Consider the following 24,327-nt stretch of genomic DNA (forward strand, 5'->3'; position numbering starts at 1 on the left):
ACCTCAATGGCCGGACAAGGTCCAGCCAACCTGGGCTGGCACTTTGCCACAACTCAAGGCATGCTAGCCGCCCTTCGGGTCTCTAATGTTTACCAACCGCGTAAGACAGGCCATCGCGGCCACCCTGCAAGGCCTGCCGTTGTCGGCGACCGTGGAAGAATTCACCCCGCCGAAGATCGAATTCGAAATGGAAGCGATGGCCGGTGGGCGCTTTATCGCTGAAGAAATGGCCAAGAGCGGCAAGGCGCTGACCGCCACCCTCAAGCTCCAGGGTTTGGGCCCGGAAATCATGCTGGCCCTGGGAGTGAAGCTGGGCGACGACATCCTGCTCAACGTGCGCGAGGCCGGCCAGGACCAGGATGGCAAGACTTGGTTCACCTACCACACCGTGGGCGGCAAGCTGAAGTCCCTGGCCGAGACGGCCATGAAAATGAATGAAAAACCCACCACCACCTTCGAACTCGCCTGCCGTACCTACAACCGCATCGAGAACGGCGTGCCGGTGATCGACATCGACGTGCGGACCCAGAAGTTCGTGCTCGCTGGCGTCGATATTCTCGGCGATGCTCGCCGCGCCGTACTGCTGCCGTAACCCCCTGTAGAAGCGAGCTGGCTCGCGATAACGGCCTGACAAACGAATCACAACCGTTGGCCAATCCTCATCGCGAGCACGCTCGCTCCTACCTCTTTACCAAGGAATTCCTTCATGTCCTGGACGCCTCCGATCCATGCCTTGCTGTGCCCGATCACCGCCGACGACGAGTCGCAGATCGCGCAGATTCAGCTCAAACCCCTGTTCTATGCCGCGCAGAAAGAAGCGCTGGCCCGTGCCGGCGACGACGAGGACGATCAGTTCTTCGAGTTGGCGAAGCTGGCCACCGGCCTGTCGGCCACTGAACTCGACCAGCTCAAGCGCCCGGACTACGTGAGCATCGCCCAGTACGTGCACGACATGTCGACGCGCCCGAGTGCGTATTTCCTCGAACCGGGCGACGACGATAGCCCTGGCGAAACCGCGCATGACGAATCCGCGGATCCCGACCAGGTGCGCCTGCTCCTGCCGATCGAGGTCGCTGGCCAGCACCTGACCAGCCTGAGCCTGGAAATGCCGGCGCTGCGGGCGACCAAAGTGATGAAGAAACTCAAGACGGCCAAGGAGCGCGCCGAGTTCATCACGTCCCATTGCACCGGCCTGATGCTGCCCGACCTGGCGCTGCTCAGCGTACCGGACTGGACGCAACTGCAAGGGCGCATCGACGATTTTTTAAACAAACCGGCGGCCTTCTTTCGGAGCGCGACATCGAAGTGATCCTCGATGTGGTGCCGCTCATTTACTCGGTAAGTGAGGCGGAAATCCTGGAGTGGGACGCTGGCAAGGCCTTGCGCCGTTACGACATCGCGATCACTCGCCTTGGCGTGAAAGAGGAGTAGAGCGGGATGGCGAACAATCAGTTTGCGCTCAAGAACGCCGCCATGGACCCGTCGGGGTCGCCCCTGGTCGGCGCGGGGCCGTCAGGTGACTTGAAAGCACCCTTGGCGAACCCGGGCAATGCCGGCCTGTCGAGCAGCGGTCTTATCCTGGCGTTGAATGCAGCCAGCTTCGAGCTGCGTCAGCTGACCGGCGCCGTCGACTCGTTGAAGCTGGCCTTGTCGTCGCAACGCTCGTTGCTGCGAACCAGCTCCGGCGGTGCCGGGGGCGAGGCGGCCAAGGGGCAGAAAACCACGGACAAGGCAGCCGCTGGCGGCCAGCTGCCAGACATGCTCAAGCCGGCGATCGCCATGGAGGTGGCCCTGACCGATCTGGGGCGGGTGGCTTATCTCACCGGCAAGGAGCGCGAGGACCTGACGCAGGCCAATTACCGGATGGCCAGTGCTCCCGGGATCGCCGCCGGCGGAACCAGTGCGGTCGACCTGGCGAAGGTCGAGTACGCCGCCGCCAAGGCCGGGATCGAGAACGACAAGGGCAAGTCCCGCCAGTTGACCTTGCAGACCTTTGCCGGTGATGCCGGGCATATGGCGACCGCGTTCAAGATCCCGGTCAAGGACGCCGCAGACATACAGGCCGGCTGGCGCACCTCGATGAAGCTGGACCGCAACCAGACCCTCGACCTGGCAGATGCGACCAACCACCTCGGCAAGCTTTCGGGCGATGCAGAGGCGGCTGACATCGGCGCGATCCTGCAACGGCATGGCGCTGCCGCGACGTCGACGGGGCTGGCTCCGGAACAGGCGGCGGCGCTGACCGCGGCCTTGCTCAACACCGGTACGCAAAAGGCCGAGGCCGGGGAGGCGCTGAAGGGTATTACCGCGGCCCTGGGCAAGGGTGAGCCGAAGTCCGAGGCGCAACGAGCGGCCTGGGAACGGCTGCAGGTCGATCCGTTGAAACTGGATGCCCCGAAGACCTTGACCGAGGTACTCAAAGCCTTGCAAGCCCCTGGGGTGCCGGCCGCGGAGCGTTCCGCGCTGGCCAGTACGCTGTTCGGCGACAGTGGCGAGGCGGCGTTGCGCCTGTCGCAGCAACTGTCCGAGGTTGAGCGCGCCTTTTCCCAGGTCGCGGACAAAAAGCAGTACGCCACCTCGGAGCTGGGGGACAAGGGCTCGGTCCTGCAATCCGCGCAGGCCCAGGCGAAGACTTTCGAGGCCCGCTTGAACCGGATGAACACGGCGTTCGGTTCCGCTGTCGCGCCGGTAGCGGAAGGGGCGATGGCGCCCATCGGTGGGGTGGTCGATGGCTTGACCAGCCTGGCGACGGAGTTCCCGAAGCTCACCGCTGGCCTGGCCCTGGCCGGGGCCGCCATCGCGCCGGTGGTGGGGCGGCTGCTCAAGTCGGTGCTGGACGAAGTCTTTACCCAGGTTGCGAAAAAGCTGTTGAGCCTGGCGGCGCCGAGACTGCCGTCGAGTATCGGCAAGCTGTTCAGCGAAGGCGGGGGCTGCTGCGGCGGACCGCCTGAGGGGAAGGGCACGTCCAAGGCCCGCGAACCGAAGCCAAAGAACCAGCCCAAGGATAAGTCCAAGGGCAACCAACAGGCACGACAGGCCAAGGCGGCAAAGCCGTCTTCGACAGCGCCCACTGCGCCACGTGCCGGGCTGATGTCCCGCATCGGTCGCGGCTTGAAGGGCAGCTTCGCCGGTGTGCGCTCCGTGGCCGGGCGGGTGGCAAGCAAGCCGCTCAATCTGCTCAGGGCCGGCCTGAATGTCTTCAAGGGGGTGCGTAACCGTGACCCCGGCGCCATTGGTTCCGGCCTGGGCTCCTTGGGTGGCGCCTGGGCCGGCAGCACATCCGGCGCTGCGTTGGGCGCCACCCTGGGCAGCGTCGTGCCGATCCTGGGGACGGCTGTCGGCGGGCTGGTCGGCGGCGCCATTGGCGGATGGCTGGGCAGCGAGGCGTTCAGTCGGCTGGGTGGCGAGCTGGGGGACCGCTTGAAGTCGCCGGCTGAAGTGAGCAAGAACCTCATTGCCGGTTCGGCCCCCTGCCAGCCAGTCACCCTGGCACCAGTGATCAATATCTATGGCCAGGATCAGGCCAGCGCCCGGCAACTGGCGGATACGGTGATCCAGCAAATGCAGGCGCAGTTCATGCCCCTGATGATGACCGACCCGCTCGCGGTAAGACGCAGTGCGGCCTTGAGCGATGGAGGTGTTTGATGCGACAGCAAATGGTGCTGGGCAGTTTTATTTTCGGCCTGGCGCGGGGGTTCGCTTACAGCACTCTGGCGCGCAAGTCGGGAGGGGGCTGGGTGAGCCTGGACATTCTCACCAGCAAGCCCAAATCCAGCCAGACCGGGCAGAGCCTGCAAGGGCTGACGATCACGGGCAAGTCCATGCGCGCGGTCGCCATGACCCGGCTCGATGAGCTGCGTGCCCTGCAGGCCCTGCGCATACCGCTACCGCTGGTCGACGGCATCGGCCGCAACTGGGGGCTGTGGCGTATCGACAGTGTGATCGAGACCCAAAGCCAGGTGATTGACGACGGCACGGCGATGGTCAACGACTGGGTCATCGAACTGACGGAGTTCATCAATGCGTAAGGTCAGAAGCATCGCCGGCGACTCGGTGAACCTGCTGCTCTACCGCGAACTGGGCCGCAGCGACGATGCCGCGGAGGAAGCCCTCTGGCGGCTCAACCCCGGGCTGGCCGAACAGGGGCCGGTACTGCCGGCGGGGCTCTGGGTGAAACTGCCCGAGCTGTCGACCCGGCCACTATTCGCGACCCCGGTATCGGCCTGGGATTAAGGAGGCGACATGGCACTTGGATTCACGCCGGCGGTGGAAATCTACGGCGCCAATGCGGCGCTGCTCAATGAGCGCCTGGTGCAATGGCAGCACATCGATGCGGCCGGGATCGAATCCGATCAACTGACCCTGACCCTCGATACCGAGGGGCTCGACGGCCTGCCCAGCCTGGGCGGGCGTATCGGCCTGCGGGTCGGTTACCGGGAGTCGGGCATGGTCGACAAGGGGCAATTCATCATTGCCCGGCGCACCCCCTTCCTGTACCCCATGCGCCTGGTGCTGGTGGCCACGGCCGCGCCCTTCGAGGAGAGCGACGAAACGGGGTTCAGACGGCGCCGCTCCGCCAGCTACGGACCTATCACCCTGGGTGCGCTGTTTCGTCAGCTGGTGACCCGCCACGGGTTTTCCCCGCGGGTGGCCCCGGAACTCGACGGGGTGCGCATCGCCCATGTCGATCAGAGCAACGAAACCGACATGAGCTTCCTGACCCGCCTGGCCAAGGACTACGGCGCGGTGAGCAAACCGGTGAACGGTCTGTATGTGCTGGCCCGCAGCGGGCAGGTCAAGTCCTTGTCGGGCCAGGCGCTGCCGGATGTGCGCTTGTCGGTGACCCGGGATAACCGGCCGGGGGACGCGGCCTTCATCTCGGCCAAGGTCGACGAGGAAAGCCGCTCGAAGTTCCAGGGCTGCCAAAGCCCCTGGTGGGACAGTGCGGCCGCCAAGGAGCGAGTGGTGCAAATCGGCACCGAGCCCTTCAAGAAGCTGGCCAAGCGTCGGGCCAGCGAGCAGGACGCCCTGGCCGCGGCCATCAGCGAAATGCGCCGGCAGGAGCGTGAAGCGCGCAACATCCAGATCGAATGCCCTGGCAACCCGGTGCTGTCCGCCGAGGGGCTGGTCCTGCTCGACGACACCTGGCCCGGTTTCATGCGCGGACGCTGGTCGATCAAGAAGGTGACCTCCAGCGGTACCCGTACCCAGGGCTATCGCTGCTCCATCGCGGCCAAATGCCTGGAACCCCAGCCGGACTGACAGTGCCCGGCCCACCGGCGGCCCGAGCGCTCGGGGCCTGAAGCCCGCTGCAATCTCCCTCCTGTCACCACGACCTCAAGCCTGCCTGGGAGGAGGGAGAGCGCCTGCCTTTTGCGTATCCGGCCAAGGGCTGTCGGGCGTCGTGCCCGCTTTCTTATCTCACTCGATTCTGGAGCCTTTTCATGAAGATCACCGCGTTGCTCAGCCAACTGCGCGATCACTGCCCCGGCCTGGCCAAGCAGGTGGCCGTGGGGGGCGATCTCGCCCTGTTGCAAGGCAACACCGCCTTGCCCACCCCCAGCGCCCATGTGACGCCGATCGCCGACCCGGCCAGCCCGGGCACCGGGCAGAACGTGACCCGCCAGGCCATTCGCGATCGCGTGGCAATCACCCTGGTGCTCGATGCCAGCGACCCGGGGCGGGCGCTGGACCAACTCGATGACCTGCGCGCCGAGCTGTGGCGCGCCCTGGTGGGGTTCAAGCCGGGGCCGGCCTACAACCCGATCGAATACGACGGCGGCGAGCTGGTTTCGCTCACCGCCACGCGCTTGCTCTATCAACTGCGCTTCTTCGCCGAGTTCCAGCTGGGCCGCAACCTGGCCAGCCAGCCGGCGGAGACCTGGCGCGAGCGTGAACTGGACGGCTTGCCGTCCTTTAGCGGGGTCACGGTGCGGGTCGATGCCATCGATCCGGCGGACCCCAACCTGAAACACCCGGGGCCCGACGGGCGCCTGGAACTGACTTTCTCTGGAGATGTAACGCAATGAGCAATCGCATCACTGTGCTGCCGGCCGCGGGCCGTGCCGTGCCGGATCCCGAAGCCGGCGACCTGCTGCCCCTGGAAGGCCGTGAAGTCGAAGACAGCGCCTGGTGGCGCCGGCGTCTGGCCGATGGCGATATCACCCTCAAGGCCGCGAAGGCGGCGAAACCACAAGGAGCCAAATAATGGCGATCGGATTCAGCAATATTCCGGCGGACATTCGTGTGCCGCTGTTCTACGCCGAGATGGACAATTCGGCGGCCAATAGCGCCTCTTCGGCCATGCGCCGGCTGATCGTGGCCCAGGTCAACGACAACGTGGCGCCCACTGAAGTCGGCAAGCTGGTGCTGGTCTCCAGCGTGGCGCTGGCCAAGAGCATCGGCGGTCAGGGCTCGATGCTCGCGTCCATGTACGAGACCTGGCGCAAGACCGACCCGATCGGCGAGATCTGGTGCCTGCCTGTGCACAACGTGGAAGGCAGCGTGGCCAAGGCCGAGCTGAAGTTCACCGGCGCCGCCAGTGCCAGCGGCGTGCTCAACCTGTATGTCGGTGGGGTGCGGGTCCAGGCTGCCATTGTCAACGCCGCCACCGCGGCCCAGGCGGCCAGCGCGCTGGCGCTGAAAATCAATGCCGCCGCCGACCTGCCGGTCACCGCCGCGGCGGTCGAGGGCACCCTGACCCTGACCGCCAAGTGGACCGGCGACAGCGCCAACGACATCAGCCTGCAGCTCAACCGCCTGGGCAAGAGCAATGGCGAAGAAACCCCGGCCGGCCTGAGTGTGGTGGTCGGCAAGATGGCCGGCGGCGCCGGCGTGCCGGATCAGGTGGCCGCCGTGGCGGCACTGGGCGACGAGCCGTTCGAGTTCATCTGCATGCCGTGGACCGACACCGCGACCCTCAACGCCTGGCAAGCCGTCATGGACGACAGCACCGGTCGCTGGTCCTGGGCCAAGCAACTGTTCGGCCACGTCTACAGCGCCAAGCGCGGCACCGTCGGCACCCTGGTGGCGGCCGGCCAGGCGCGCAACGACCAGCACATCACCATCCAGGCCCTGGAGCCGGGCGTACCGCAACCGTTCTGGGTGCAGGCCGCGGCCCTGGCCGCGCGGACTTCGGTGTTCATCTCCGCCGATGCCAGCCGTCCGACCCAGAGCGGCAGCCTGCCGGGCGTCGATCCGGCGCCGGCCAGCGAGCGCTTTACCCTGACCGAGCGCCAGTCGCTGCTCAGCTACGGCATCGCCACCGCCTACTACGAAGGCGGCTACGTGCGCATCCAGCGTTCGATCACCACCTACCAGAAGAACGCTTACGGCCAGGCCGACAACTCCTACCTGGACAGCGAGACCATGCACCAGTCGGCCTTTATCGTGCGCCGCCTGCAAAGCGTGATCACCAGCAAGTACGGGCGCCACAAGCTGGCCGCCGACGGCACCCGCTTCGGCGCTGGCCAGCCGATCGTCACCCCGAGCACCATTCGCGGCGAGCTGATCGCCCAGTACGCCAAGCTCGAGCTGGAAGGCCACGTGGAGAACGCCGCGCTGTTCGCCGAGCACCTGATCGTCGAGCGCGACACCCAGGACCCGAGCCGGGTCAACGTGCTGTTCCCGCCGGACTACATCAACGGCCTGCGGGTGTTCGCGCTGCTCAACCAATTCCGCCTGCAGTACGACGCCGCGGCCTAAGCCGGGCCTTCTTCACTGCGTTTTTCCAGCCCGCCCCGCGCGGGCTCATTTTTTGGGAGATACACCATGGGTCAACTGATTGCGGGCACCTGCTACGTCAAAGTGGACGGCGCTCAACTGACCATCAACGGCGGCTGCGAAGCGCCGCTGATGTCCGTGAAACGGGAAACCGTCGTACCGGGTTTCTACAAGGAAACCGACATCGCCCCGTCCTTCAAGGTCACGGCGCTGCACACCCCGGACTTCCCGCTGCAGCAACTGGTCGCCGGTTCCGACATGACCGTCACCTGCGAATTCAGCAACGGCAAGGTCTATGTCCTGGCCGGCGCCTACCTGGTGGAAGAGCCGGTGTCCAAGGGCGACGACGCCAGCATCGAGCTGAAGTTCGAAGGCATCAAGGGGACCTGGCAATGAGCGATAGCGTAAAGCTGCGAGTGGCCATCGAGGCCCATGGCGAGCCGCTGCACGAACTGGCCCTGCGCCGCCCGACGGTGCAGGAAGTGCGGGCGATCAAGGCGCTGCCGTACAAGATCGACAAGAGCGAAGAAGTCAGCCTCGACATGGACGTCGCGGCCAAGTACATCGCGGTCTGCGCCGGCATCCCGCCGTCCTCGGTCAACCAGCTGGACCTGGCCGACCTCAACGCCCTGAGCTGGGCGGTGGCGAGTTTTTTCATGAGTGCGGCATCGGAGCCATCACCGACCTGATCGCGGTTGCCTATGACCTGGCCTGGTTCTGGAAGGTTGACCCCGAACAGATGATGGCCAGGCCACTGGATGTGCTCCGGGAGTCCCTGGAGCACGCGCAACGGATCAATGCGATGCAGCAGGTGCAGTGATGGCGAAAAAAACGAGCAAAGCAAAGCAGGTGAAGGCTCAAGAAGCCGAGAAAACCGCAACACCTCAGAAGCTTGCAAATGTGCCAACCATCAAGGCCACGACCGATATGGTGGTGGTCGCCAAAGGCGCGGGAAAGCTGGACAAGGAAATCACGGGCATCCGCGCCAAGCTCAACGCCTTCAAAAAGGACCTGGAAGACAGCGGTGTCGACAAGCTGAATTTTTCGAGCCTGATGGAAGGAACCGGGTTGGTCGCTCCATTCGTGAAGGGCATCAAGTCGGCGGTAAAGGCCGAGGATGAACTGGTTGCGGCGAATCTCAAGGCGCAAGGGCTTGAGGTGCCGGATGTGGTTCGCGGGAGTACGAGCACCAACCTCAAAAATTTCAGTGCATCGCTGGATGCGGTTTCTCTGAAAGTGGGGCAGGCCCTGCTGCCCTCGGTCAACAAAATCGTGGTCGGGCTGCAGCCACTACTGACTAATGTTGGGCAGTTTGTAGCGAACAACCCGGCGCTGGTCGAGGGGCTGGCTGCCGCTGCGGTGGCCTTTTCAGTGGTGGCTTCGGCGGCAGCAGCCCTGGCTGTCGTACTCTCTCCCATTGGCCTGGCAGCTGCCGGGATAGCCTTGGCGGCGGGATTGATCGTCGCCAACTGGGCACCGCTTTCAGGTTTTTTCAGGACGCTGTGGCAGAACATTCGCCCCGTGCTTGTGCCCATGGGAGACTTTCTCAAGACCCTGTTCGCGTTCACCCCACTGGGGCAGATAGTGAACAACTGGGGACCTGTCAGTGGTGCCTTGGGGGACATCTTCGCAGCGATAAAGGCGGTGGCCGGTGGTGTCATCGAAGTGTTGAAGTTCACCTTCAGCCTCACACCGATGGGCGCGATCGTGGCCAATTGGGGCCCCATCTCGACGTTCCTGGCGGGGCTTTGGCAAACCATCAAAACAGCCGCGGCGCCATTGGTGGCGTTTTTCCAGGAGTTGTTTTCCTGGACACCTATCGCCTTGATTGCAGCCAACTGGGGACCGTTGACGGGGTTGTTTTCGGCTATCTGGGGCTTGCTCCAGGCCCTGGCCGTACCCGTGGCGGAGTTTCTGCGCGGTATTTTCGCCTGGACACCCATTCCGTTGATCATTGCCAACTGGGGACCGATCACCGAGTTCTTCGCCAGCGTCTGGAGCGCTATCAAGGCTTCGGCGATGGCCATGTATACCGTGCTCAGCGATATATTCGGCTGGACCCCGTTGTTTCAAATCATCAAGAACTGGGAGCCGATCACTGAGTGGTTTTCGACCTGGTGGCAGAAGCTCAAGGCGATCATCGAGCCGATCAAGGAATTGCTCGGAGGAAGCGTGGGCGGCTTCATTACCAAGATCACCGGAAAGGTGGAAAGCCTGACCGAGCACCAGCTCAAAACCAATGAGCAAGACAGGGGCGCCCTGGCCCCAGTGTTTTTTGGCGGTGCTGCCGATTCCGAGTCGGCACCGGGCGCGTTGTCGGGCAAGTTGCCCAAGACAGCGTCCCTTGCACCGGGCGGCCTGCAACAGAACTCCAGCTTGTTGTTGCAACAGACCGCGGCCAACAACCGCACGCAGTTGCAGGGCGGCCTGACCGTGAGCTTCGAAAACGCCCCGGCGGGCCTGCGCACCAGCGCGCCGCAGATCAACCAGCCCGGCGTGGCGCTGTCGTCCCGGGTCGGCTACCGCTCACTTTCCCTAGGAGGTTCCAATGAGCTGGCGTGATCGTTTGTTGCCGGCGTCGTTTCGTGGCGTCGGGTTCTGGGTCGACCAGGCGAAAACCCCGGTCGGCCACAAGGGCCAGTTGCACGAGTACCCGCAGCGCGACCTGCCGTTCTACGAGAACCTGGGCCGGCAGGCGCGCACCCACGACCTGACGGCTTTCATCGTCGGCCCCGATTGCCTGGAGCAGCGCGACCAGCTGCTCAAGGCGCTGGAGGAGGGCAGCGGCGAGCTGGTGCACCCGTGGCTGGGGCGCTTGCAGGTCAAGGTCGGCGAGTGCGAGATGACCCAGAGCCGCCAGGACGGCGGCCTGGTGACCTTCGCCCTGAAGTTCTACCCCGACCAGCCGCTGCAGTTCCCCAGCGCCACGGTCAACACCCGGCAGCTGTTGCTGGTGTCGTCCGACAGCCTGATCGGCTCGGCGGTACGTCGCTTCGAGGAGGCCATGACCCTGGTCAAGGCTGCGCGGATCGGCATCGCCGACCTGCGCAACAGCCTCAAGGAGGTCTACGACACCATCGAGCGGGAGCTCAAGCCGCTGATCGACACCTACCGCGACCTCAACCTGCTGGTGCGGGCGGTCAAGGATTTGCCCAAGGAAGTCAGCGCCGAGTTCAAGGGCTTGCTGGGGGACATCAAGGACCTCAAGGACTATGCGCGCAACGGTTACCGCGGCGTGCTGGCCAATGTCTCGCAGCAGGTGGAGGCGGTGAAGAAGATCGACACGCCGAAACTCACCACCGGCAAGGACACCACCGCCGCGGCGCAGGCCATGGCGGACCTGGTGCAGGATGCCGTCCTGGTGCGGATCGCCCAGGCGGTGGCTTCGCTGCCGGTGGCGACGCCGGCGGTCAAGCTCAGCAGCACGCCGCCCTTGGCCAAGCAGGCGATCCAGCCGGTGACCCGGGCGGAGGTGCCGGTGGCCGATGAGGTGCTGGCGCTGCGCAATGCCATCAACGAGGCGATCTGGCAGGCGGCGGAAAAAGCCGACGCCCTGCACTACGAGGCGCTCAACGGCCTGCGCCAGCTGGTCTACGGCCACCTCACCGCGGTGGCTTCGTCCGGGGTGCGGCTGGTGGTCAAGAACCCGATGCAGAGCCTGCCGACAGTGGTGCTCGCCTATCGCCTGTTCGGCGATGCCACCCGCGCCGCTGAGGTGCAGCAGCGCAACGGCGTGGCCCACCCCGGGTTCCTGCCGCCGACCAACGTCAAAGTGGCGGGGGAGTGAGCCATGGGCAACTTCGATAACCGCGTGCTGTTGACGGTGGACGGCCAGGATTACGGCGGCTGGAAAAGCGTGGAAATCAGCGCCGACCTGGAGCGCCAGTTCCGTACCTTCAAGCTCGATGTGACCTGGCAATGGCCCGGGCAGACCCTCGATCAGCGGATCCGTCCCGGCGCCAAGTGCCAGGTGCGCATCGGCGCCGACCTGCTGCTCAGCGGCCATGTGTTCAAGGCGCCGATCAGCTACGACGGCCGGCAGATCGCCCTGAGCATCGAAGGCAGTTCCCTGACCCAGGACCTGGTGGATTGCGCGGCGATCAACCAGCCCGGCCAGTGGCGCGAGCAGAGCCTGCTGAAGATCGTCCAGGCCCTGGCCGCGTCCTACGGCGTCGGGGTGGCCAGCGAGATCGCCGAGACCACACGCCTGAGCAGCCACAGCATCGTGCCAGGGGAAACCGTGTTCCAGTCCATCGACCGCCTGCTGACGCTGTTCCGGGTGTTCTCCACCGACGACGCCGAAGGCCGGGTGCTGTTGGCCCGGCCGGGCAGCGGCGGGCGCGCGGTGGATGTGCTGGAGCTGGGCAAGAACATCCTTTCGGCCAGCGCGCCGATGGACTTCAGCCAGGTGTTTTCCGAGTACCGGGTGATCGGCCAGCACAAGGGCAATGACCTGAAAAGCGGCGCCGCGGTCAGCGAAGTGTCGGGCGTGGCCCGGGACAGCACGGCCAAGCGCAAGCGGGTCACGGTGATCAGCGAGCCGTCCCAGCTGACCCCGGAACTGGCCCAGCAACGGGCCGACTGGGAAAGCGCGATTCGCACCGGCAAGGCCCTGACCAGCACCTACCGGGTGCAGGGCTGGCGCCAGAGCAACGGCGACCTGTGGCGCCACAACACCCTGGTGCGGGTGATCGACCCGGTGCTGGGGTTCGACCAGGACCTGCTGATTTCCAAGGTCACCTACTCGCTCTCCGAGCAGGGTTCGATCACCACCTTGCAAGTGGCGCCGCCCCATACCTTCGACGCCAGTCCCGTCCCGCCGAAAGCCTGACGGCGTTCCCCTTATGTATGTGCAGGAGCGAGCCTGCTCGCAATAGCGTCCCGCCTGACACGCCGCGCGCCTCCATTGCGAACGGGCTCGCTCCTGCAGAGGCAAGGAAAAAACCATGAGCCTACTGACACGCCTGTTGGCGCGCGGCACCGTCGTGCTCGCCAACTCGGCCAACAAACTGCAATCGCTGCAAATGCGCCTGACCGCCGGCGAAGTGAACGACGACATGGAGCACTTCGAACCCTACGGCTTCACCAGCAACCCGCTGGCCGGCGCCGAAGGCATCGCCACCTTCCTCGGCGGCGACCGTTCCCATGCCGTCGTGCTGGTGGTCGCCGACCGCCGCTTCCGCCTCAAGGCCCTGGCCCCCGGCGAAGTGGCGATCTACACCGACGAAGGCGACCGGATTCATTTCAAGCGTGGGCGGATCATCGACATCGAGACCGCCACCCTCAACATCCGCGCCAGCAGCGCGGTGCACATCGACACCCCGACCCTGACCCAGACCGGCAAGATCGTCTCCCAGGGCGACCAGGTCGCGGGCGGTATCAGCCAGATCAAGCACGTGCATGCCGGCGTGCAGCCAGGCAACGGCCAGACCGGCGCGCCGGCGGGAGGGCAATGATGTTTGTCAGCCAAGACCTGCACCGCGCCCTGACCCGCGCCGTGCTGATCAGCCTGTTCACCTGGCGCCGCGCGGCGGACGACGACCGGCTCGACGACGAAGAGCGTTTCGGCTGGTGGGGCGACAGTTTCCCCACGGTGGCCGACGACCGCATCGGCTCGCGGCTGTGGCTGCTGCGCCGGGTCAAGCTCACCCGCCAGACCCAGCTCGACGCCGAGTTCTATGCCCGCGAGGCCCTGCAATGGCTGATCGACGATGGCCATTGCAGCGCGATCGAGATCATCAGCGAGCGCCTCGACGACCAGCGCCTGAACCTGCGCACGACCCTGGTCCTGGCCAACGGCGAGCGCCTGGACATCAACCCCGATAACAGTTGGCAGGTGACCTATGCCCTTTGAAACCCCTTCGCTGCCGGTGCTGATCAAGCGCACCCAAAGCGACCTGGCCAGCGATTCGCTGCGCCAGTCCGATGCGCAAGTGCTGGCCCGCACCTTAGGTGGCGCCGCCTACGGCCTCTACGGCTACCTGGACTGGATCGCCGATCAGATCCTGCCGGACAAGGCCGACGAGTCGACCCTGGAACGCATCGCCGCGCTGCGCCTGAACCAGCCGCGCAAGGCGGCCCAGACCGCCAGCGGCTCGGTGAGCTTCAGCGCCGCGGCGGGCGCCGTGCTGGATGTCGACACCCTGCTGCAGGCCAGCGACGGGCGCACCTACAAAGTCACGGCCGCCCGCACCACCAGCGCCGGCACCAACAGCACCACGGTCCAGGCCCTCGACGCCGGCACCCTGGGCAACGCCGAGGCCGGCCTGGAGCTGATCCCGGTGCAACCGATCCAGGGCATCGGCAACAGCTTCAAGGTACTGGCCCCCGGCCTGAGCGGCGGCGTCGCCCAGGAACGCCTGGAATCGCTGCGGGCGCGGGTGATCCGCTCCTACCGCATCATCCCCCACGGCGGCTCGGCCCAGGACTATGAAACCTGGGCCCTGGAATGCCCGGGCGTGACCCGCGCCTGGTGCCGCGGCAGCTATCTGGGACCGGGCACGGTGGGGCTGTTCGTGATGCGCGACGACGATGCGCAACCGATCCCCAATGCCGAGCAACTGGCCCAGGTCCGGGCCCATATCGAACCGCTGCGACCGGTGACCGCCGAGCTGCACGTGCTGGCGCCGCAGCAATTGCCCGTGACCTACAACCTGCGCCTGTCCCCGGACACCAGCGCGGTGCGCGCGGCGGTCGAGGCCCAGTTGCGCGACCTGCACAACCGCGAGGCCGGCCTGGGCGACAGCCTGTTGATCAGCCATATCCGCGAGGCCATCAGCAGCGCCGCCGGCGAGAACGACCACAAGCTCAGCGCGCCGGCCGCCGATGTCCCCGCCGCCAGTAACCAGTTGCTGACGTTCGGAGGCTGCGTATGGCTGGAATAAGAAGCGCCGCCCAGTACCAGAGCCAGTTGCGCAGCCTGTTGCCCAGCGGCCCGGCCTGGGACCCGGAGCGGGTGCCGGAGCTCGAGGAAGTGCTGGCCGGCATCTCCCAGGAACTGGCGCGCCTCGACGCCCGTGCCGCCGACCTGCTCAACGAAATGGACCCGGCGGGCGCCAGCGAACTGGTGCCGGACTGGGAACGGGTGATGAACCTGCCCGACCCCTGCCTGGGCCCGACCCCGCTGTTCGACGACCGCCGCCTGGCCGTGCGCCGGCGGCTGCTGGCCGTCGGCAGCCAGGCCATCAGCTATTACGTCGAGATCGCCAGGAGCCAGGGTTACCCCAACGCCACCATCACCGAACACGAAGCCCCGCGCATGGGCCGCGCACGGTTTGGCCAGGCGCATTTCGGCACCTGGCAGGCGCAATTCATGTGGACCCTGAACACCGGTGGCCGCCTGCTGCTGGGCCGGCGTTTCAACGCCAGCTACTGGGGCGAGCGCTTCGGCATGAACCCGGGCTCGGCCCTGGAGTGCCAGATCCACCGCAGCGCACCGGCCCATACGCGGGTGCATATCAATTACGACTAGGGGATAGACCGATGGATTATCCGAAGAGTGTGCCCAGTGCCGGATTGGTGAATGGGCGGTTTGTCGATGAGAACCCGCTGACCGGCACGCCGGGATCGCTGATTCCCGCGGACTGGGGCAATGGTGTGACCCAGGAGCTGCTGGCGGTGATCGGCGCGGCCGGCCTGACCCCGAGCGAGGCGAACCTGACGCAGCTGCTCAGCGCGATTCGCAGCATCAGCCGTTCGGTGGCGGGGCTCGGTATCCAGCGCTTTACCGCCAATGGCAGCTTCACCGTGCCGGAGGGCGTGACCAGGATCTGGCTCAGCGGCTGTGCCGGTGGCGGCGGTGGCGGTGGCTGCCCGGGAGGCTCGAGCGGGACCTCCTCCGGTGGTGGCGGCGGTGGTGCCGGGCAGCCGGTCATCCGCTTTCCGGTCACTGTGACGCCGGGGCAGGTCATTCCCGTGGTGATCGGGGCGGCCGGTGTGGGCGCCAGTGGGGCGGTTCTCGCCACCGGTGGCGGCAACACGCTGGTCGGTTCAGGTGGTTCCCTGTTGTCGCTATCGGGCGGCAGCGGTGGGAGCTCCGGAGTCAATCTGGCCGGTTTTGTTCCAGGGGCTCAGGGAGGACCAGGGTTCCCGGCGGGAGGCGATGCCACAGATGTGGCATCCAACACGGTCGCCGGTATCGGTGGCCCTGGGGCCAGTGGTCCTTATGGTGCGGGCGGGGGCATCGCCAGGTCCGGTACAACTTCCGGGTTGGCGGGCAAGCCTGCCTACGGTTATGGCGCTGGGGGCAGCGGAGCCGGGGGCTATTACATCGCGGGTACCGGACTTGCCCAGCCAGGTGGCAACGGCACGCCCGGCTTCGTGCTGATCGAGTGGTGAACACATGAGCAAACAGATTCTTTATTGCGGGACATCGGGAACGGTCATCGATTGGCAGGACCTCGATCAGTTCGCCTATGCCGCGCCTGCTCCTGGCATGAAGGTACTGCCGGTCACCGCCGAGCAATGGAAGCACAAAGACGCTCTGCACTACGTGCTGGACGGCGAACTGGCCCGGGTCGATGTCCCGCCACCCTCCGCCGCTCACCACTGGGATGGCAGCCAGTGGGCGCTGGACTCCCGCAAGCCGCGGCAGCCGCAGAGGAGCAACCGGGTCGGCGAGTGGATACAGAGGCTGATGCGGCCCGGCAGATGATCGGTGGCGATCCGCTCAAGACCGCGGAGTACGCCCAGGCCGCCAGCGAGGCCCTGGAGTGCCTAGCGCACCGGTGTGTCGGCGAGGGCCTATCAATCATGATTAGGAGATAGATGGATGGATTATCCGAAGAGTGTGCCCAGCGCCGGGTTGGTGAACGGGCGGTTTGTCGATGAGAACCCGTTGACCGGTACCCCGGGATCGTTGATTCCGGCGGACTGGGGCAATGGGGTGACCCAGGAAATTCTCAACGTCATCAAGGCGGCTGAACTGACGCCGGACGAGGTGAAGAACGACCAGCTGCTGCAGGCGATCCAGGCCGTCGCCGCCAAGGGCTGGAATCAGGACCTGGCACTGCCGCTCAATGCCCTGGCATTGCCGACAGTGGCGACCGCCGACGCGCGTCTGGCGGTGACGCCGACCGCGGTCTCGACCAGTGGCGGCAAAGTGTCGATTCCGGCAGGTGTGTACGTCAGCCTCGGCCAGGAAGTGCTGGCCGGGCAATTGGGCCGTTCGCGTACCTTCCAGACCAGCACCTGGAGCAGCGCGGACCTGTTGCCCAGCTCGGGGTATTTCCTCAGGGCCCAGGTGATAGGCGGGGCGCTGACGTTCTATATGCAGCGCGGGGCGATCTATGACGCAACGCCCGATTCGCTTAAAGGCGTGGTCAATGGCAGCGCCGGTGGTGGCTTCCAGTCGACGCCGCTGGACATGTGCGTGGCCTGGGTGGTCACAGGTACTCCGGGCACCGTGCCCGTGGTGCGGCAGATCTACAACCGGGCACGCCTGAGCTGGAGCCAGACCTTGAATGGTTCGGGCGCCATCTTCCTGCCCCTCGACCCGCATGCCCGTGCTGCGCGCCTGATCGCGGGCAACCCGACGCCAGCCGCCAACGCCGTTACCTCGGTGTCGTTCCCTCAGGCTGGTTGGCTGGGCGCTAACTACTGCCTCTTGTCACCGGTTTCCACCATCAGCTCGAACCATGCGAGCGGCTGGACAGATCCTGCGAACCCGACACCTTGCATGCTGTTCACCAACAACGTGGTGGGCGATGTGACGGTTTCCTCATTGACCGCCAGCTTCGATCACACCCAGTTGCGGTCCCTTTGGCAGGCTTACCAGGCGGAACACCAGCTGGGCGCCAATAACGCCGATAGCGACGAGTTGTTGATGAGCATGGGCATCAAGACCCATCCGATCACCGATTACAGCGCCGGTATCGCCGTCAACTTTTCCAGTGCCGTCAACGTTCACCTGTCCTGGGAGCTGATCCGATGAGAGTCATTCAAGAGATGCATCAGTTCGAGGACGGCCTGCGTCCTGCACAACCCTCCGTCGCCCATGACTGGGACGGGGAAACCTGGGTTCCGGACGCCGCGAAAGCAGCCCTGTTGGAGCAGCAGGAAACCGAACGCCTGTGTACCAGGGTCGATGCCGCCGCCGATAACGCGCGCGCTGTCTTGGCAGGCGATCCGCTCAAGGCTGCGGAGTACGCCCAGGCCGCTAGCGAGGCCCAGGCCTTCAAGGACGCCGGCTACCCGAAAAAAGCCGTGCCTCTGGCCGTCAGCGCCTGGGTGGTGAAGGGCCGCACGGCCAAGGTCGCGGCAGATGAAATTCTCGCCAAGGCAGCCGAGGCCGGTAGTCAACTGCTGGCTATTCGCACGCTGCGCCTGCAGGCCAAGGAGCGTATCCGGGCCCAGGCCGGGAAGGGCAAGCAGGACGCGGCAAAAGATACTTGCGAGGCGGCGATCCAGGCGATTGGCAAGGTAGTCAGCGGCTGAGCCGCTCCTTCTCCGCGGCAGGACATGCAAGCGCACTTACGGCGAAGTGAGTGTTTTGACGTACAAGGCTTCCCGGCAGTCGGGATCGTAGGGCAATGATATGGACTATCCAAAAAGTATTCCCAGCGTGGGTCTGGTCAATGGCTGGTTTGTCGACGAGAACCCGCTTCTCGGCACGCCAGGCTCCTTGATTCCCGCTGCCTGGGGCAACGGAGTGACGCAAGAGATCCTCAACGTCATCAAGGCTGCCGGCCTGGCGCCGGACGAGGCAAAGAACGATCAACTGGCGCTGGCGATTGCCGCACTGGTCGACTTCACCAAGTTGAAAAACACCCCAACCACCTTGAGCGGTTATGGCATCACGGATGCCGGCGGGCGCTTGTTGGCGGTCAGGCAGTTCGAGAATGTCGGTGTGACGCTCTATCGGCCGGATTCCCGGGCCAAAAGGATTCGGGTGCGCCTGGTGGGCGCCGGCGGTTCCGGAGCGGGGTGCCCGCCGGTGAGCGCGACTTATCAAAGCCTGGGCGGCGGCGGAGGCTCCGGTGCCTATGCCGAGAGCCTGTACGACCTGAACGCCGAGATGATGGCTGGCGTGCCTATTACCCTGGGCGCAGGCGGTGCTGCCCGCGCCACAGTGGGCGCTTCCGGAGGCGCGGCGTCGTTTGGTTCCTATATGAGTGCCTCCGGGGGCGCGGGAGGGCAGATCCTGACGTTTGTACCGAACGTTCCCGGGTTCGTGCAGGGCGGTGTCGGCGGGCAGACGGTCAGTGGCGGGAATCTCCTCAATGCCCGCGGTGTGACAGGAGGCTACGCCATGAGCAACCCCAACTGGGGATTGATTGCCGGTGGCGGCGCCGCCAGTCCGTTTGACGGCGGACCTGCCCACACAGGGGTGAACACCATCGGCAATGCCGGGTATCGCGGCTCGGGCGGGGGTGGCAGCTGTTCGAACAACGCTTCTGCTTCTTGCCTGAGCGGTGCGGGCGGCAATGCCTTTTGCGAAATATGGGAGTACGCGTAATGGCCCTCTATGCACGGGTGGAAGACGACGTGGTCGTTGAGTTGATCGATACGGGCGACTTCATGATTTCCCAGTTGTTTGCCGCCGATTTCCTCAGTTCGATGGTGGCGGTACCCGAGGGTGTCGGGGTTGAACTGGGCAAGCCAATTTACTTTGGCGAACGACCCGCGGTGCTTTCCCCGGTCGCGGACACAGCGACAGCAGTGGCGCGGGCTCCCGAAACAGGTGGCAAGACGGTTGATGAGGACGCGGCCGATCAGGCGCGCGGCTGGCGTCAAACAATGTTATCGACGAGCCAATGGCTGGTGACCCGCCATCGCGATGAACAGGAGCTGGGACGCGGTACGACACTGACGGCGCAACAGTACCTGGAGCTGCTCGAGTATCGCCAGGCCCTGCGGGACTGGCCGGCATCCGCTGGCTTTCCCGATGTGACTGGGCGACCGCCGGCTCCAGTGTGGTCAATGAGTTTTTTTGCAAACGACTGAGGGTTTGCATCCGCTGCGTATTTACCGGCAACGCCTATCGATAAAAAACGTCCGCTGCGAGCGGACGTTTTTATTTGCGCGTTTGTCGTCGCTTGTTGCGCGGCACCGGTCCGCGGGGGGGCAACGGAATTTATTATCAGGAGCAAGGGATTGGATTATCCAAAAGGTGTTCCCAGCGTAGGGCTGGTGAACGGAAGGTTTGTCGATGAAAACCCCTTGGCGGGTACGCCAGGGTCGCTTATTCCGGCCAGTTGGGGGAATGGCGTTACCCAGGAGATTTTGGGTGTCGTTCAGGCCGCGGGCCTGACGCCGGACGAAGCGTCCAATAATCAACTGTTGAGCGCGTTGCGCAGCCCAACGCTCTTTTCCACACCGCCACGTTTCGATGTGAGTCGCTCGGTCGCGACTCCAGAGTTTGTACAGCGCGCGCTGGGTAACTATTCCAGCGCCCGGGGAATAGCGGAAAGCACACAACTGACCTCGGCCGATATCGGTTGTTCGATCGGCCTTGGTGGGACTAGCGCTTATACCGTCACCCTGCCGGATGTTTCGACCGTTCCGAACGGGGCGACGATCAGTTTGCATTGCCGCAATAGTGCGCAGGTGACCGTGGCCAGCAAGAACGGTGCGCAGATCAGTCCGCAAGGGGCCTTTCTGGACTCCATCGTGATGACGAGTGGCGAAAACGCGCACTTGGTCCGGGAGTCGGGTGTCTGGACCGTTTACGGTACGGCCAGCCTCAAGTACTCCGCGTTATATGGAGCCCAGTTGTCGACGGCGGGTTATCAGAAGTACCCAAGTGGTTTTATTGAGCAATGGGTATTAGGTGGCTCTGACGCCAATGGAGTTATGTCCCTTTCATTACCTATAAAGTTTCCCAATGCAATATTGGGAGGCATCGCTGATGAGGCGTACCCGACAGGTTGGGGTGGGGCGAATGTTACGGTTTGGTCGTTTGATTTAAGTTTATCTACCACTTCAACCGCTGTTGCCCGTGTCAGATCGGTCGAGGTTGGAGCCATTAGAGCGGCTGCGGGTATATCCGGGCGCATAGTAGTTTGGGGGCGATAGTCATGAAGATTTATTTCTTTGCGAAAACCCTTGGTTTCGATGTTGTCGCCTCTGCGAACGACGCGCCGCCGGAAGGCGCGGTTGAAATCAGTCAGGCTGAATACGCCGAACTCTTTGCCGGGCAGGGGGTGGGTAAGCGGATTGCGGCCAATGACAATGGCGCCCCCATTCTGGTCGATGCCGCCGGCCCCTCGCCGGAGCTGCTGATTTCAATCGAGCGTAACTGGCGGGACGCGGAACTGCTCAAGACCGACGGGCTGGTCGCCCGGCACCGCGATGAACTGGACTCCCAGGCCGCCACCACCTTGTCCGACGCGGACTACAGCGTTCTGCAAACCTACCGCTGCGATCTGCGCAACTGGCCGAAATCCCGCAAGTTTCCCACTGTCGCCGACCGCCCTGTGCTGCGAATGCCTTCCTCTGCTACGGGGGCTGCGGTGAAAAGGAAGCGGGTCAGAAAACCGGTGCAAGTGACCGAGTCAGTTTGAGTCTTTTGTATCTGGCTTTGCCGAATGCTGAAGTTCTTTATGTTTAATTTTTATGAGGTCTAGACAGTGGACTATCCAAAGAGTGTTCCCAGTGCCGGATTGGTAAGTGGACAGTTTGTCGATGAAAACCCCATAGCTGGAACGCCGGGATCCTTGATTCCCGCCAGTTGGGGGAATGCGGTTACCCAGGAAATTACCAACGCGATCGGTGCTGCTGGGATTTCGCCGGTGGAAGGTCAGAACAATCAACTGACCCTGGCGATTAAGGAGCTTGCCAAGCTTGATCCATTGCAAGCGTTTCCGGTTCAGGTCTATCGGAAAAACCATGTCATCAATGGCAACTTCGATATCTGGCAGCGTGGGACCGTTAACCAGGGGACCAATATTGGCGGGTACGTTGCGGATCGGTTTCGTTGCGACTGGAATGGCAACGCGGGCGTGAATATTTCGCGTCAGAACTTTACCTTGGGGCAAACTGCTGTTCCCAATGAGCCGCGTTTTTTTCTCCGTTGGCAGCAAGTCTCGGCTGGTGCCGGGGCAAATACCCACAGGATTTCACAGAATATCGAGTCCGTCAGAACCTTGGCCGGGAAACTGGCGACTGTAACGTTCTGGGCGAAGGCTGATACGGAGCGCACTGTGACAGTAACAATGACTCAGTCTTTTGGTGGTGGTTCTGAGTCTGTAGTGACGAGCGCGGGGGCATTCAAGTTATCCAGTGCCTGGAGTCGTTATACCGCCACTCTGAATATCCCGTCGATTGCCGGTAAAACACTGGGCGGAGCAGCGAACGATTGCCTTAGATTGGCCTTTGACCTGCCATTGAATGTGTTGCAGACAATCGACCTGGCGCAGATCCAGGTTGAGGAAGGCGCAGTTTCGACGCCTTTCGAGTTTAGAACTCCCGCCGAAGAGTTGATGTTGTGTCAACGTTATTATGAAAAAACACTTGGCCAGGATATTCAGCCAGGTGATACATCAAGCTCTATTGCTGGGGCTCTTGTATCGATAGTCAAGCAAGGGCAGTCAGGCTCTTCTTCTCAACCTTTGGCTCAATGGTCTTTCAAGGTAGAAAAAAGAACGACCCCCAGCATTACCCTGTACAGGGTCTTGCAGACAGGAACAGTGGGGCAGTGGCGCTCCGGAAGTGACGCAATATCGTCCGCTAATGCACGTCCCTATTCAGTCTCCGCACGAGGAACCTCGGTGGATAACTCGGATGTGGCGGTAGCGCCTCAGACTTATTACATCCATGCAACGGCCGATGCTGAAATCTAGGGGGGGAAGCGATATGAGTTATCAACTGACTGTCAATGGGGTCTATCGAGTTGCCGATTCGGTTTTCATTCCAGAAGACGTGGCTAACCGCGATTGGGCGGACTACTTGCAATGGTTGAGCTATGGGGGAGAGCCGGAGCCGATCGCGAGCAATGTTCAAACGGAGGGGGCTGAGCGGGTTTGGCGTGATTTGCAGCTTCTACAGACCGATGGTGTCGTTGCCAGGCATCGCGATGAACTGGAGGCTGGGGCCAAGACAACGATCTCCGCGGCCGACTATGAGCGTTTACAAGCCTATCGCCGGGCTTTGCGTAGCTGGCCGGAGTCCTCGAGCTTTCCTTCCATTGCCGCAAGGCCCGTTCTCGATATTACTTCGATGGAGAGTGTCGGCGTTTCGCAGCAGCTGGTTTCCCCTGCTCAGACAGCCAGGGATATTGAGAGGGCTTGGCGCAACAAGGTTCTTGAGTCGACCCAGTGGCTGGTCGTTCGGGATAACGAAGAGCTGGAAATGGGCGATGGAACAACGCTGAACGTTGAGCAGTTCAAGGAATTGCTGGCTTATCGGCAGGCGCTGCGGGACTGGCCGTCAGCCGCCGCTTTTCCAGATGCCGAATATCGGCCGAGCGAGCCTGGCTGGCTTGAAAGCGTCCTCCAGGAACATCAATGATTTTGTTTGTCAGGAACGTCCTCGTTATAGAGGAGGTGGAATGGAATGCCCGTCACTATTGAAATGATTCAACGCATCATGCCCAACGCCCGCTCCCAAGCGGGCGTTTTTGTTTCTGCGCTTAACAGCGCCATGGCGCACCGCCATATCGACACCACCAAACGCATGGCCGCGTTCCTCGCGCAGGTCGGCCATGAGTCGGGGCAACTGCGTTATGTGCGGGAACTGGGCAACGACCAGTACCTGAGCAAGTACGACACGGGGGCGCTGGCCGTCCGCCTGGGCAATACGCCGGAGGCCGACGGCGACGGCCAGAAGTATCGCGGCCGTGGTCTGATCCAGGTCACTGGCCGCAGTAACTATAAGCAGTGCAGCCTTGGGCTGTTCGGCGACGAACGTTTGCTGGCCTTGCCCGAGCTGCTGGAGCAACCGCAGTGGGCCGCCGAGTCGGCCGCCTGGTTCTGGCAGCAGAACGGCCTCAATGAGCTGGCCGACCGCGACCAGTTCAACAGCATCACCCGGCGCATCAACGGCGGCTTGAACGGGCTGGAGGATCGCTTGCAACTCTGGGCGCGGGCGCGGGAGGTGTTATGCCTGCCTTCGGCCTGATGCCGCTGTCTTTCCGGACAATGGCGGTTGCCGTGCTGCTGGCCGTGGTGGCTGCTGTCGCGGGGGCGCTGGCCTGGCAGATCCAGGACTGGCGGTTTGGCCGGCAACTGGCGGAGCAGGCCAGACAACACGATGAAACCCTGAGTCGGATGAGCCAGGCGGCCGCTGCCCGGCAGCAGGCCGAGCAGGACAAACGCCTGGCCCTGGAGCAGCAGCTGCAGGCCAGCGACCAGACCCATTACCGAGCCCTGAGCGATGCCCAACGTGATCAAGGTCGCCTGCGCGACCGTCTTGCCACTGCTGATCTGCGCCTGTCAGTCCTCCTCGACGCCAAGGACGGCGCTGCCGGCTGCGCAGTGCCTGCCACCGCCGCCACCGGCGGCCTGGTTCATGGAACCCCGCGAGCCCGACTTGACCCGGCGCATGCTCAACGAATTGTCGGCATCACCGATGCCGGCGACCGGGGACTGATCGCCCTGCGGGCCTGTCAGGCCTACATCAGAGCGCTGGGCCGCTAAACATTTTGATCCGTTGTGTGCCTTGCAAGCG

General features: G+C 63.9%; 30 protein-coding genes and 1 pseudogene. All 31 read left to right on the plus strand.

All coding sequences use genetic code 11. The annotated features are described in order from the left end of the window. The first annotated feature begins 85 nt into the window (after positions 1-85). The 31 genes and pseudogenes from ACQKQA_RS21225 (at position 86) to ACQKQA_RS21375 (ending at position 24,296) form a co-directional block, all read left to right on the plus strand. A complete protein-coding gene (locus ACQKQA_RS21225; RefSeq protein ID WP_044461496.1) occupies positions 86-592 on the plus strand; it encodes a phage major tail tube protein in 507 nt (168 codons plus the stop codon). Between the two features lie 114 nt (positions 593-706). After that, on the plus strand, positions 707-1,309 hold the full coding sequence (locus tag ACQKQA_RS21230; protein ID WP_427561952.1) for a phage tail assembly protein: 603 nt from the start codon (positions 707-709) through the stop codon (positions 1,307-1,309). 128 nt (positions 1,310-1,437) lie between these two features. Further along, a complete protein-coding gene (locus tag ACQKQA_RS21235; protein ID WP_427561955.1) occupies positions 1,438-3,645 on the plus strand; it encodes a phage tail tape measure protein in 2,208 nt (735 codons plus the stop codon). Continuing rightward, a complete protein-coding gene (locus ACQKQA_RS21240) occupies positions 3,645-4,028 on the plus strand; it encodes a phage tail protein (RefSeq protein ID WP_427561958.1) in 384 nt (127 codons plus the stop codon). The genes ACQKQA_RS21235 and ACQKQA_RS21240 overlap by 1 nt, the downstream gene beginning before the upstream one ends. Further along, on the plus strand, positions 4,021-4,233 hold the full coding sequence (locus ACQKQA_RS21245) for a tail protein X (protein WP_427561961.1): 213 nt from the start codon (positions 4,021-4,023) through the stop codon (positions 4,231-4,233). Before ACQKQA_RS21240 ends, ACQKQA_RS21245 begins: the two co-directional genes overlap by 8 nt. Positions 4,234-4,242: 9 nt before the next feature. Continuing rightward, positions 4,243-5,262, plus strand: a complete 1,020-nt coding sequence (locus tag ACQKQA_RS21250) for a phage late control D family protein (protein WP_427561963.1) — start codon at positions 4,243-4,245, stop codon at positions 5,260-5,262. A gap of 182 nt (positions 5,263-5,444) precedes the next feature. Beyond that, positions 5,445-6,029 carry a phage tail terminator protein gene (locus tag ACQKQA_RS21255; RefSeq protein ID WP_427561965.1) on the plus strand — a complete coding sequence of 195 codons (585 nt, stop codon included), beginning with the start codon at positions 5,445-5,447 and terminating at the stop codon, positions 6,027-6,029. Then, a complete protein-coding gene (locus tag ACQKQA_RS21260; RefSeq protein WP_427561968.1) occupies positions 6,026-6,208 on the plus strand; it encodes a DUF2635 domain-containing protein in 183 nt (60 codons plus the stop codon). Before ACQKQA_RS21255 ends, ACQKQA_RS21260 begins: the two co-directional genes overlap by 4 nt. Beyond that, entirely contained in the window at positions 6,208-7,704 is a 1,497-nt protein-coding gene (locus ACQKQA_RS21265; protein ID WP_427561971.1) for a phage tail sheath subtilisin-like domain-containing protein, read from the plus strand. The genes ACQKQA_RS21260 and ACQKQA_RS21265 overlap by 1 nt, the downstream gene beginning before the upstream one ends. A gap of 66 nt (positions 7,705-7,770) precedes the next feature. Then, positions 7,771-8,118, plus strand: coding sequence for a phage tail tube protein (locus tag ACQKQA_RS21270; protein WP_044461506.1), 348 nt, complete (start codon positions 7,771-7,773; stop codon positions 8,116-8,118). After that, positions 8,115-8,411 carry a phage tail assembly protein gene (locus ACQKQA_RS21275; protein WP_427561974.1) on the plus strand — a complete coding sequence of 99 codons (297 nt, stop codon included), beginning with the start codon at positions 8,115-8,117 and terminating at the stop codon, positions 8,409-8,411. The genes ACQKQA_RS21270 and ACQKQA_RS21275 overlap by 4 nt, the downstream gene beginning before the upstream one ends. Before the next feature lie 130 nt (positions 8,412-8,541). Further along, on the plus strand, positions 8,542-10,284 hold the full coding sequence (locus ACQKQA_RS21280; RefSeq protein WP_427561977.1) for a phage tail protein: 1,743 nt from the start codon (positions 8,542-8,544) through the stop codon (positions 10,282-10,284). Then, on the plus strand, positions 10,271-11,509 hold the full coding sequence (locus ACQKQA_RS21285; protein ID WP_427561979.1) for a DNA circularization protein: 1,239 nt from the start codon (positions 10,271-10,273) through the stop codon (positions 11,507-11,509). The genes ACQKQA_RS21280 and ACQKQA_RS21285 overlap by 14 nt, the downstream gene beginning before the upstream one ends. Before the next feature lie 3 nt (positions 11,510-11,512). After that, positions 11,513-12,553, plus strand: coding sequence for a phage baseplate assembly protein (locus ACQKQA_RS21290; RefSeq protein WP_427561982.1), 1,041 nt, complete (start codon positions 11,513-11,515; stop codon positions 12,551-12,553). A 115-nt stretch (positions 12,554-12,668) separates the two neighbouring features. Then, entirely contained in the window at positions 12,669-13,178 is a 510-nt protein-coding gene (locus tag ACQKQA_RS21295; protein WP_427561985.1) for a phage baseplate assembly protein V, read from the plus strand. Continuing rightward, positions 13,178-13,576, plus strand: a complete 399-nt coding sequence (locus tag ACQKQA_RS21300) for a phage GP46 family protein (RefSeq protein WP_427561987.1) — start codon at positions 13,178-13,180, stop codon at positions 13,574-13,576. Before ACQKQA_RS21295 ends, ACQKQA_RS21300 begins: the two co-directional genes overlap by 1 nt. Next, a complete protein-coding gene (locus ACQKQA_RS21305; protein ID WP_427561990.1) occupies positions 13,566-14,606 on the plus strand; it encodes a baseplate J/gp47 family protein in 1,041 nt (346 codons plus the stop codon). Before ACQKQA_RS21300 ends, ACQKQA_RS21305 begins: the two co-directional genes overlap by 11 nt. Next, positions 14,594-15,193, plus strand: coding sequence for a YmfQ family protein (locus tag ACQKQA_RS21310; protein ID WP_427561992.1), 600 nt, complete (start codon positions 14,594-14,596; stop codon positions 15,191-15,193). The genes ACQKQA_RS21305 and ACQKQA_RS21310 overlap by 13 nt, the downstream gene beginning before the upstream one ends. Before the next feature lie 11 nt (positions 15,194-15,204). Further along, positions 15,205-16,059, plus strand: a complete 855-nt coding sequence (locus tag ACQKQA_RS21315; protein ID WP_427561994.1) for a hypothetical protein — start codon at positions 15,205-15,207, stop codon at positions 16,057-16,059. Between the two features lie 4 nt (positions 16,060-16,063). Continuing rightward, complete coding sequence (locus tag ACQKQA_RS21320; RefSeq protein WP_427561997.1) at positions 16,064-16,375, plus strand: hypothetical protein; 312 nt, start codon at positions 16,064-16,066, stop codon at positions 16,373-16,375. Positions 16,376-16,492: 117 nt separating this feature from the next. Then, the gene (locus ACQKQA_RS21325; RefSeq protein ID WP_427561999.1) at positions 16,493-17,653 is read left to right on the plus strand and encodes a phage tail protein; all 1,161 of its coding nucleotides are present in this window, start codon (positions 16,493-16,495) and stop codon (positions 17,651-17,653) included. Next, positions 17,650-18,156 carry a phage tail protein gene (locus ACQKQA_RS21330; protein ID WP_427562002.1) on the plus strand — a complete coding sequence of 169 codons (507 nt, stop codon included), beginning with the start codon at positions 17,650-17,652 and terminating at the stop codon, positions 18,154-18,156. Before ACQKQA_RS21325 ends, ACQKQA_RS21330 begins: the two co-directional genes overlap by 4 nt. 100 nt (positions 18,157-18,256) lie before the next feature. Further along, positions 18,257-19,177, plus strand: a complete 921-nt coding sequence (locus ACQKQA_RS21335; RefSeq protein ID WP_427562005.1) for a hypothetical protein — start codon at positions 18,257-18,259, stop codon at positions 19,175-19,177. Beyond that, the gene (locus ACQKQA_RS21340) at positions 19,177-19,665 is read left to right on the plus strand and encodes a phage tail assembly chaperone (protein WP_427562008.1); all 489 of its coding nucleotides are present in this window, start codon (positions 19,177-19,179) and stop codon (positions 19,663-19,665) included. Before ACQKQA_RS21335 ends, ACQKQA_RS21340 begins: the two co-directional genes overlap by 1 nt. 150 nt (positions 19,666-19,815) lie before the next feature. Next, a complete protein-coding gene (locus ACQKQA_RS21345) occupies positions 19,816-20,736 on the plus strand; it encodes a gp53-like domain-containing protein (protein ID WP_427562009.1) in 921 nt (306 codons plus the stop codon). Positions 20,737-20,738: 2 nt separating this feature from the next. Beyond that, the gene (locus ACQKQA_RS21350) at positions 20,739-21,224 is read left to right on the plus strand and encodes a phage tail assembly chaperone (RefSeq protein WP_427562012.1); all 486 of its coding nucleotides are present in this window, start codon (positions 20,739-20,741) and stop codon (positions 21,222-21,224) included. A 66-nt stretch (positions 21,225-21,290) separates the two neighbouring features. Then, positions 21,291-22,502, plus strand: a complete 1,212-nt coding sequence (locus ACQKQA_RS21355) for a carbohydrate-binding protein CenC (RefSeq protein ID WP_427562014.1) — start codon at positions 21,291-21,293, stop codon at positions 22,500-22,502. A 175-nt stretch (positions 22,503-22,677) separates the two neighbouring features. Next, positions 22,678-22,860: pseudogene (locus ACQKQA_RS21360) on the plus strand (phage tail assembly chaperone); the annotation flags it as partial. Positions 22,861-22,878: 18 nt separating this feature from the next. Then, on the plus strand, positions 22,879-23,169 hold the full coding sequence (locus ACQKQA_RS21365) for a phage tail assembly chaperone (RefSeq protein WP_427562052.1): 291 nt from the start codon (positions 22,879-22,881) through the stop codon (positions 23,167-23,169). Positions 23,170-23,214: 45 nt separating this feature from the next. Then, positions 23,215-23,778 carry a glycoside hydrolase family 19 protein gene (locus tag ACQKQA_RS21370; RefSeq protein ID WP_427562017.1) on the plus strand — a complete coding sequence of 188 codons (564 nt, stop codon included), beginning with the start codon at positions 23,215-23,217 and terminating at the stop codon, positions 23,776-23,778. Next, positions 23,760-24,296: a lysis protein gene (locus tag ACQKQA_RS21375; protein ID WP_427562020.1), complete on the plus strand. Its 537-nt coding sequence runs from the start codon at positions 23,760-23,762 to the stop codon at positions 24,294-24,296. Before ACQKQA_RS21370 ends, ACQKQA_RS21375 begins: the two co-directional genes overlap by 19 nt. Positions 24,297-24,327: the final 31 nt, after the last annotated feature.

The organism is Pseudomonas sp. NPDC089530, assembly GCF_050280705.1.
Lineage (GTDB): Bacteria > Pseudomonadota > Gammaproteobacteria > Pseudomonadales > Pseudomonadaceae > Aquipseudomonas.

Excerpts from the sequence above, each read along its gene's own strand:
- ACQKQA_RS21225 (WP_044461496.1), top strand. The coding sequence starts at position 86 with ATGTTTACCAACCGCGTAAGACAGGCCATCGCGGCCACCCTGCAAGGC.
- ACQKQA_RS21230 (WP_427561952.1), top strand. The coding sequence starts at position 707 with ATGTCCTGGACGCCTCCGATCCATGCCTTGCTGTGCCCGATCACCGCC.
- ACQKQA_RS21235 (WP_427561955.1), top strand. The coding sequence starts at position 1,438 with ATGGCGAACAATCAGTTTGCGCTCAAGAACGCCGCCATGGACCCGTCG.
- ACQKQA_RS21240 (WP_427561958.1), top strand. The coding sequence starts at position 3,645 with ATGCGACAGCAAATGGTGCTGGGCAGTTTTATTTTCGGCCTGGCGCGG.
- ACQKQA_RS21245 (WP_427561961.1), top strand. The coding sequence starts at position 4,021 with ATGCGTAAGGTCAGAAGCATCGCCGGCGACTCGGTGAACCTGCTGCTC.
- ACQKQA_RS21250 (WP_427561963.1), top strand. The coding sequence starts at position 4,243 with ATGGCACTTGGATTCACGCCGGCGGTGGAAATCTACGGCGCCAATGCG.
- ACQKQA_RS21255 (WP_427561965.1), top strand. The coding sequence starts at position 5,445 with ATGAAGATCACCGCGTTGCTCAGCCAACTGCGCGATCACTGCCCCGGC.
- ACQKQA_RS21260 (WP_427561968.1), top strand. The coding sequence starts at position 6,026 with ATGAGCAATCGCATCACTGTGCTGCCGGCCGCGGGCCGTGCCGTGCCG.
- ACQKQA_RS21265 (WP_427561971.1), top strand. The coding sequence starts at position 6,208 with ATGGCGATCGGATTCAGCAATATTCCGGCGGACATTCGTGTGCCGCTG.
- ACQKQA_RS21270 (WP_044461506.1), top strand. The coding sequence starts at position 7,771 with ATGGGTCAACTGATTGCGGGCACCTGCTACGTCAAAGTGGACGGCGCT.
- ACQKQA_RS21275 (WP_427561974.1), top strand. The coding sequence starts at position 8,115 with ATGAGCGATAGCGTAAAGCTGCGAGTGGCCATCGAGGCCCATGGCGAG.
- ACQKQA_RS21280 (WP_427561977.1), top strand. The coding sequence starts at position 8,542 with ATGGCGAAAAAAACGAGCAAAGCAAAGCAGGTGAAGGCTCAAGAAGCC.
- ACQKQA_RS21285 (WP_427561979.1), top strand. The coding sequence starts at position 10,271 with ATGAGCTGGCGTGATCGTTTGTTGCCGGCGTCGTTTCGTGGCGTCGGG.
- ACQKQA_RS21290 (WP_427561982.1), top strand. The coding sequence starts at position 11,513 with ATGGGCAACTTCGATAACCGCGTGCTGTTGACGGTGGACGGCCAGGAT.
- ACQKQA_RS21295 (WP_427561985.1), top strand. The coding sequence starts at position 12,669 with ATGAGCCTACTGACACGCCTGTTGGCGCGCGGCACCGTCGTGCTCGCC.
- ACQKQA_RS21300 (WP_427561987.1), top strand. The coding sequence starts at position 13,178 with ATGTTTGTCAGCCAAGACCTGCACCGCGCCCTGACCCGCGCCGTGCTG.
- ACQKQA_RS21305 (WP_427561990.1), top strand. The coding sequence starts at position 13,566 with ATGCCCTTTGAAACCCCTTCGCTGCCGGTGCTGATCAAGCGCACCCAA.
- ACQKQA_RS21310 (WP_427561992.1), top strand. The coding sequence starts at position 14,594 with ATGGCTGGAATAAGAAGCGCCGCCCAGTACCAGAGCCAGTTGCGCAGC.
- ACQKQA_RS21315 (WP_427561994.1), top strand. The coding sequence starts at position 15,205 with ATGGATTATCCGAAGAGTGTGCCCAGTGCCGGATTGGTGAATGGGCGG.
- ACQKQA_RS21320 (WP_427561997.1), top strand. The coding sequence starts at position 16,064 with ATGAGCAAACAGATTCTTTATTGCGGGACATCGGGAACGGTCATCGAT.
- ACQKQA_RS21325 (WP_427561999.1), top strand. The coding sequence starts at position 16,493 with ATGGATTATCCGAAGAGTGTGCCCAGCGCCGGGTTGGTGAACGGGCGG.
- ACQKQA_RS21330 (WP_427562002.1), top strand. The coding sequence starts at position 17,650 with ATGAGAGTCATTCAAGAGATGCATCAGTTCGAGGACGGCCTGCGTCCT.
- ACQKQA_RS21335 (WP_427562005.1), top strand. The coding sequence starts at position 18,257 with ATGGACTATCCAAAAAGTATTCCCAGCGTGGGTCTGGTCAATGGCTGG.
- ACQKQA_RS21340 (WP_427562008.1), top strand. The coding sequence starts at position 19,177 with ATGGCCCTCTATGCACGGGTGGAAGACGACGTGGTCGTTGAGTTGATC.
- ACQKQA_RS21350 (WP_427562012.1), top strand. The coding sequence starts at position 20,739 with ATGAAGATTTATTTCTTTGCGAAAACCCTTGGTTTCGATGTTGTCGCC.
- ACQKQA_RS21365 (WP_427562052.1), top strand. The coding sequence starts at position 22,879 with ATGGAGAGTGTCGGCGTTTCGCAGCAGCTGGTTTCCCCTGCTCAGACA.
- ACQKQA_RS21370 (WP_427562017.1), top strand. The coding sequence starts at position 23,215 with ATGCCCGTCACTATTGAAATGATTCAACGCATCATGCCCAACGCCCGC.
- ACQKQA_RS21375 (WP_427562020.1), top strand. The coding sequence starts at position 23,760 with ATGCCTGCCTTCGGCCTGATGCCGCTGTCTTTCCGGACAATGGCGGTT.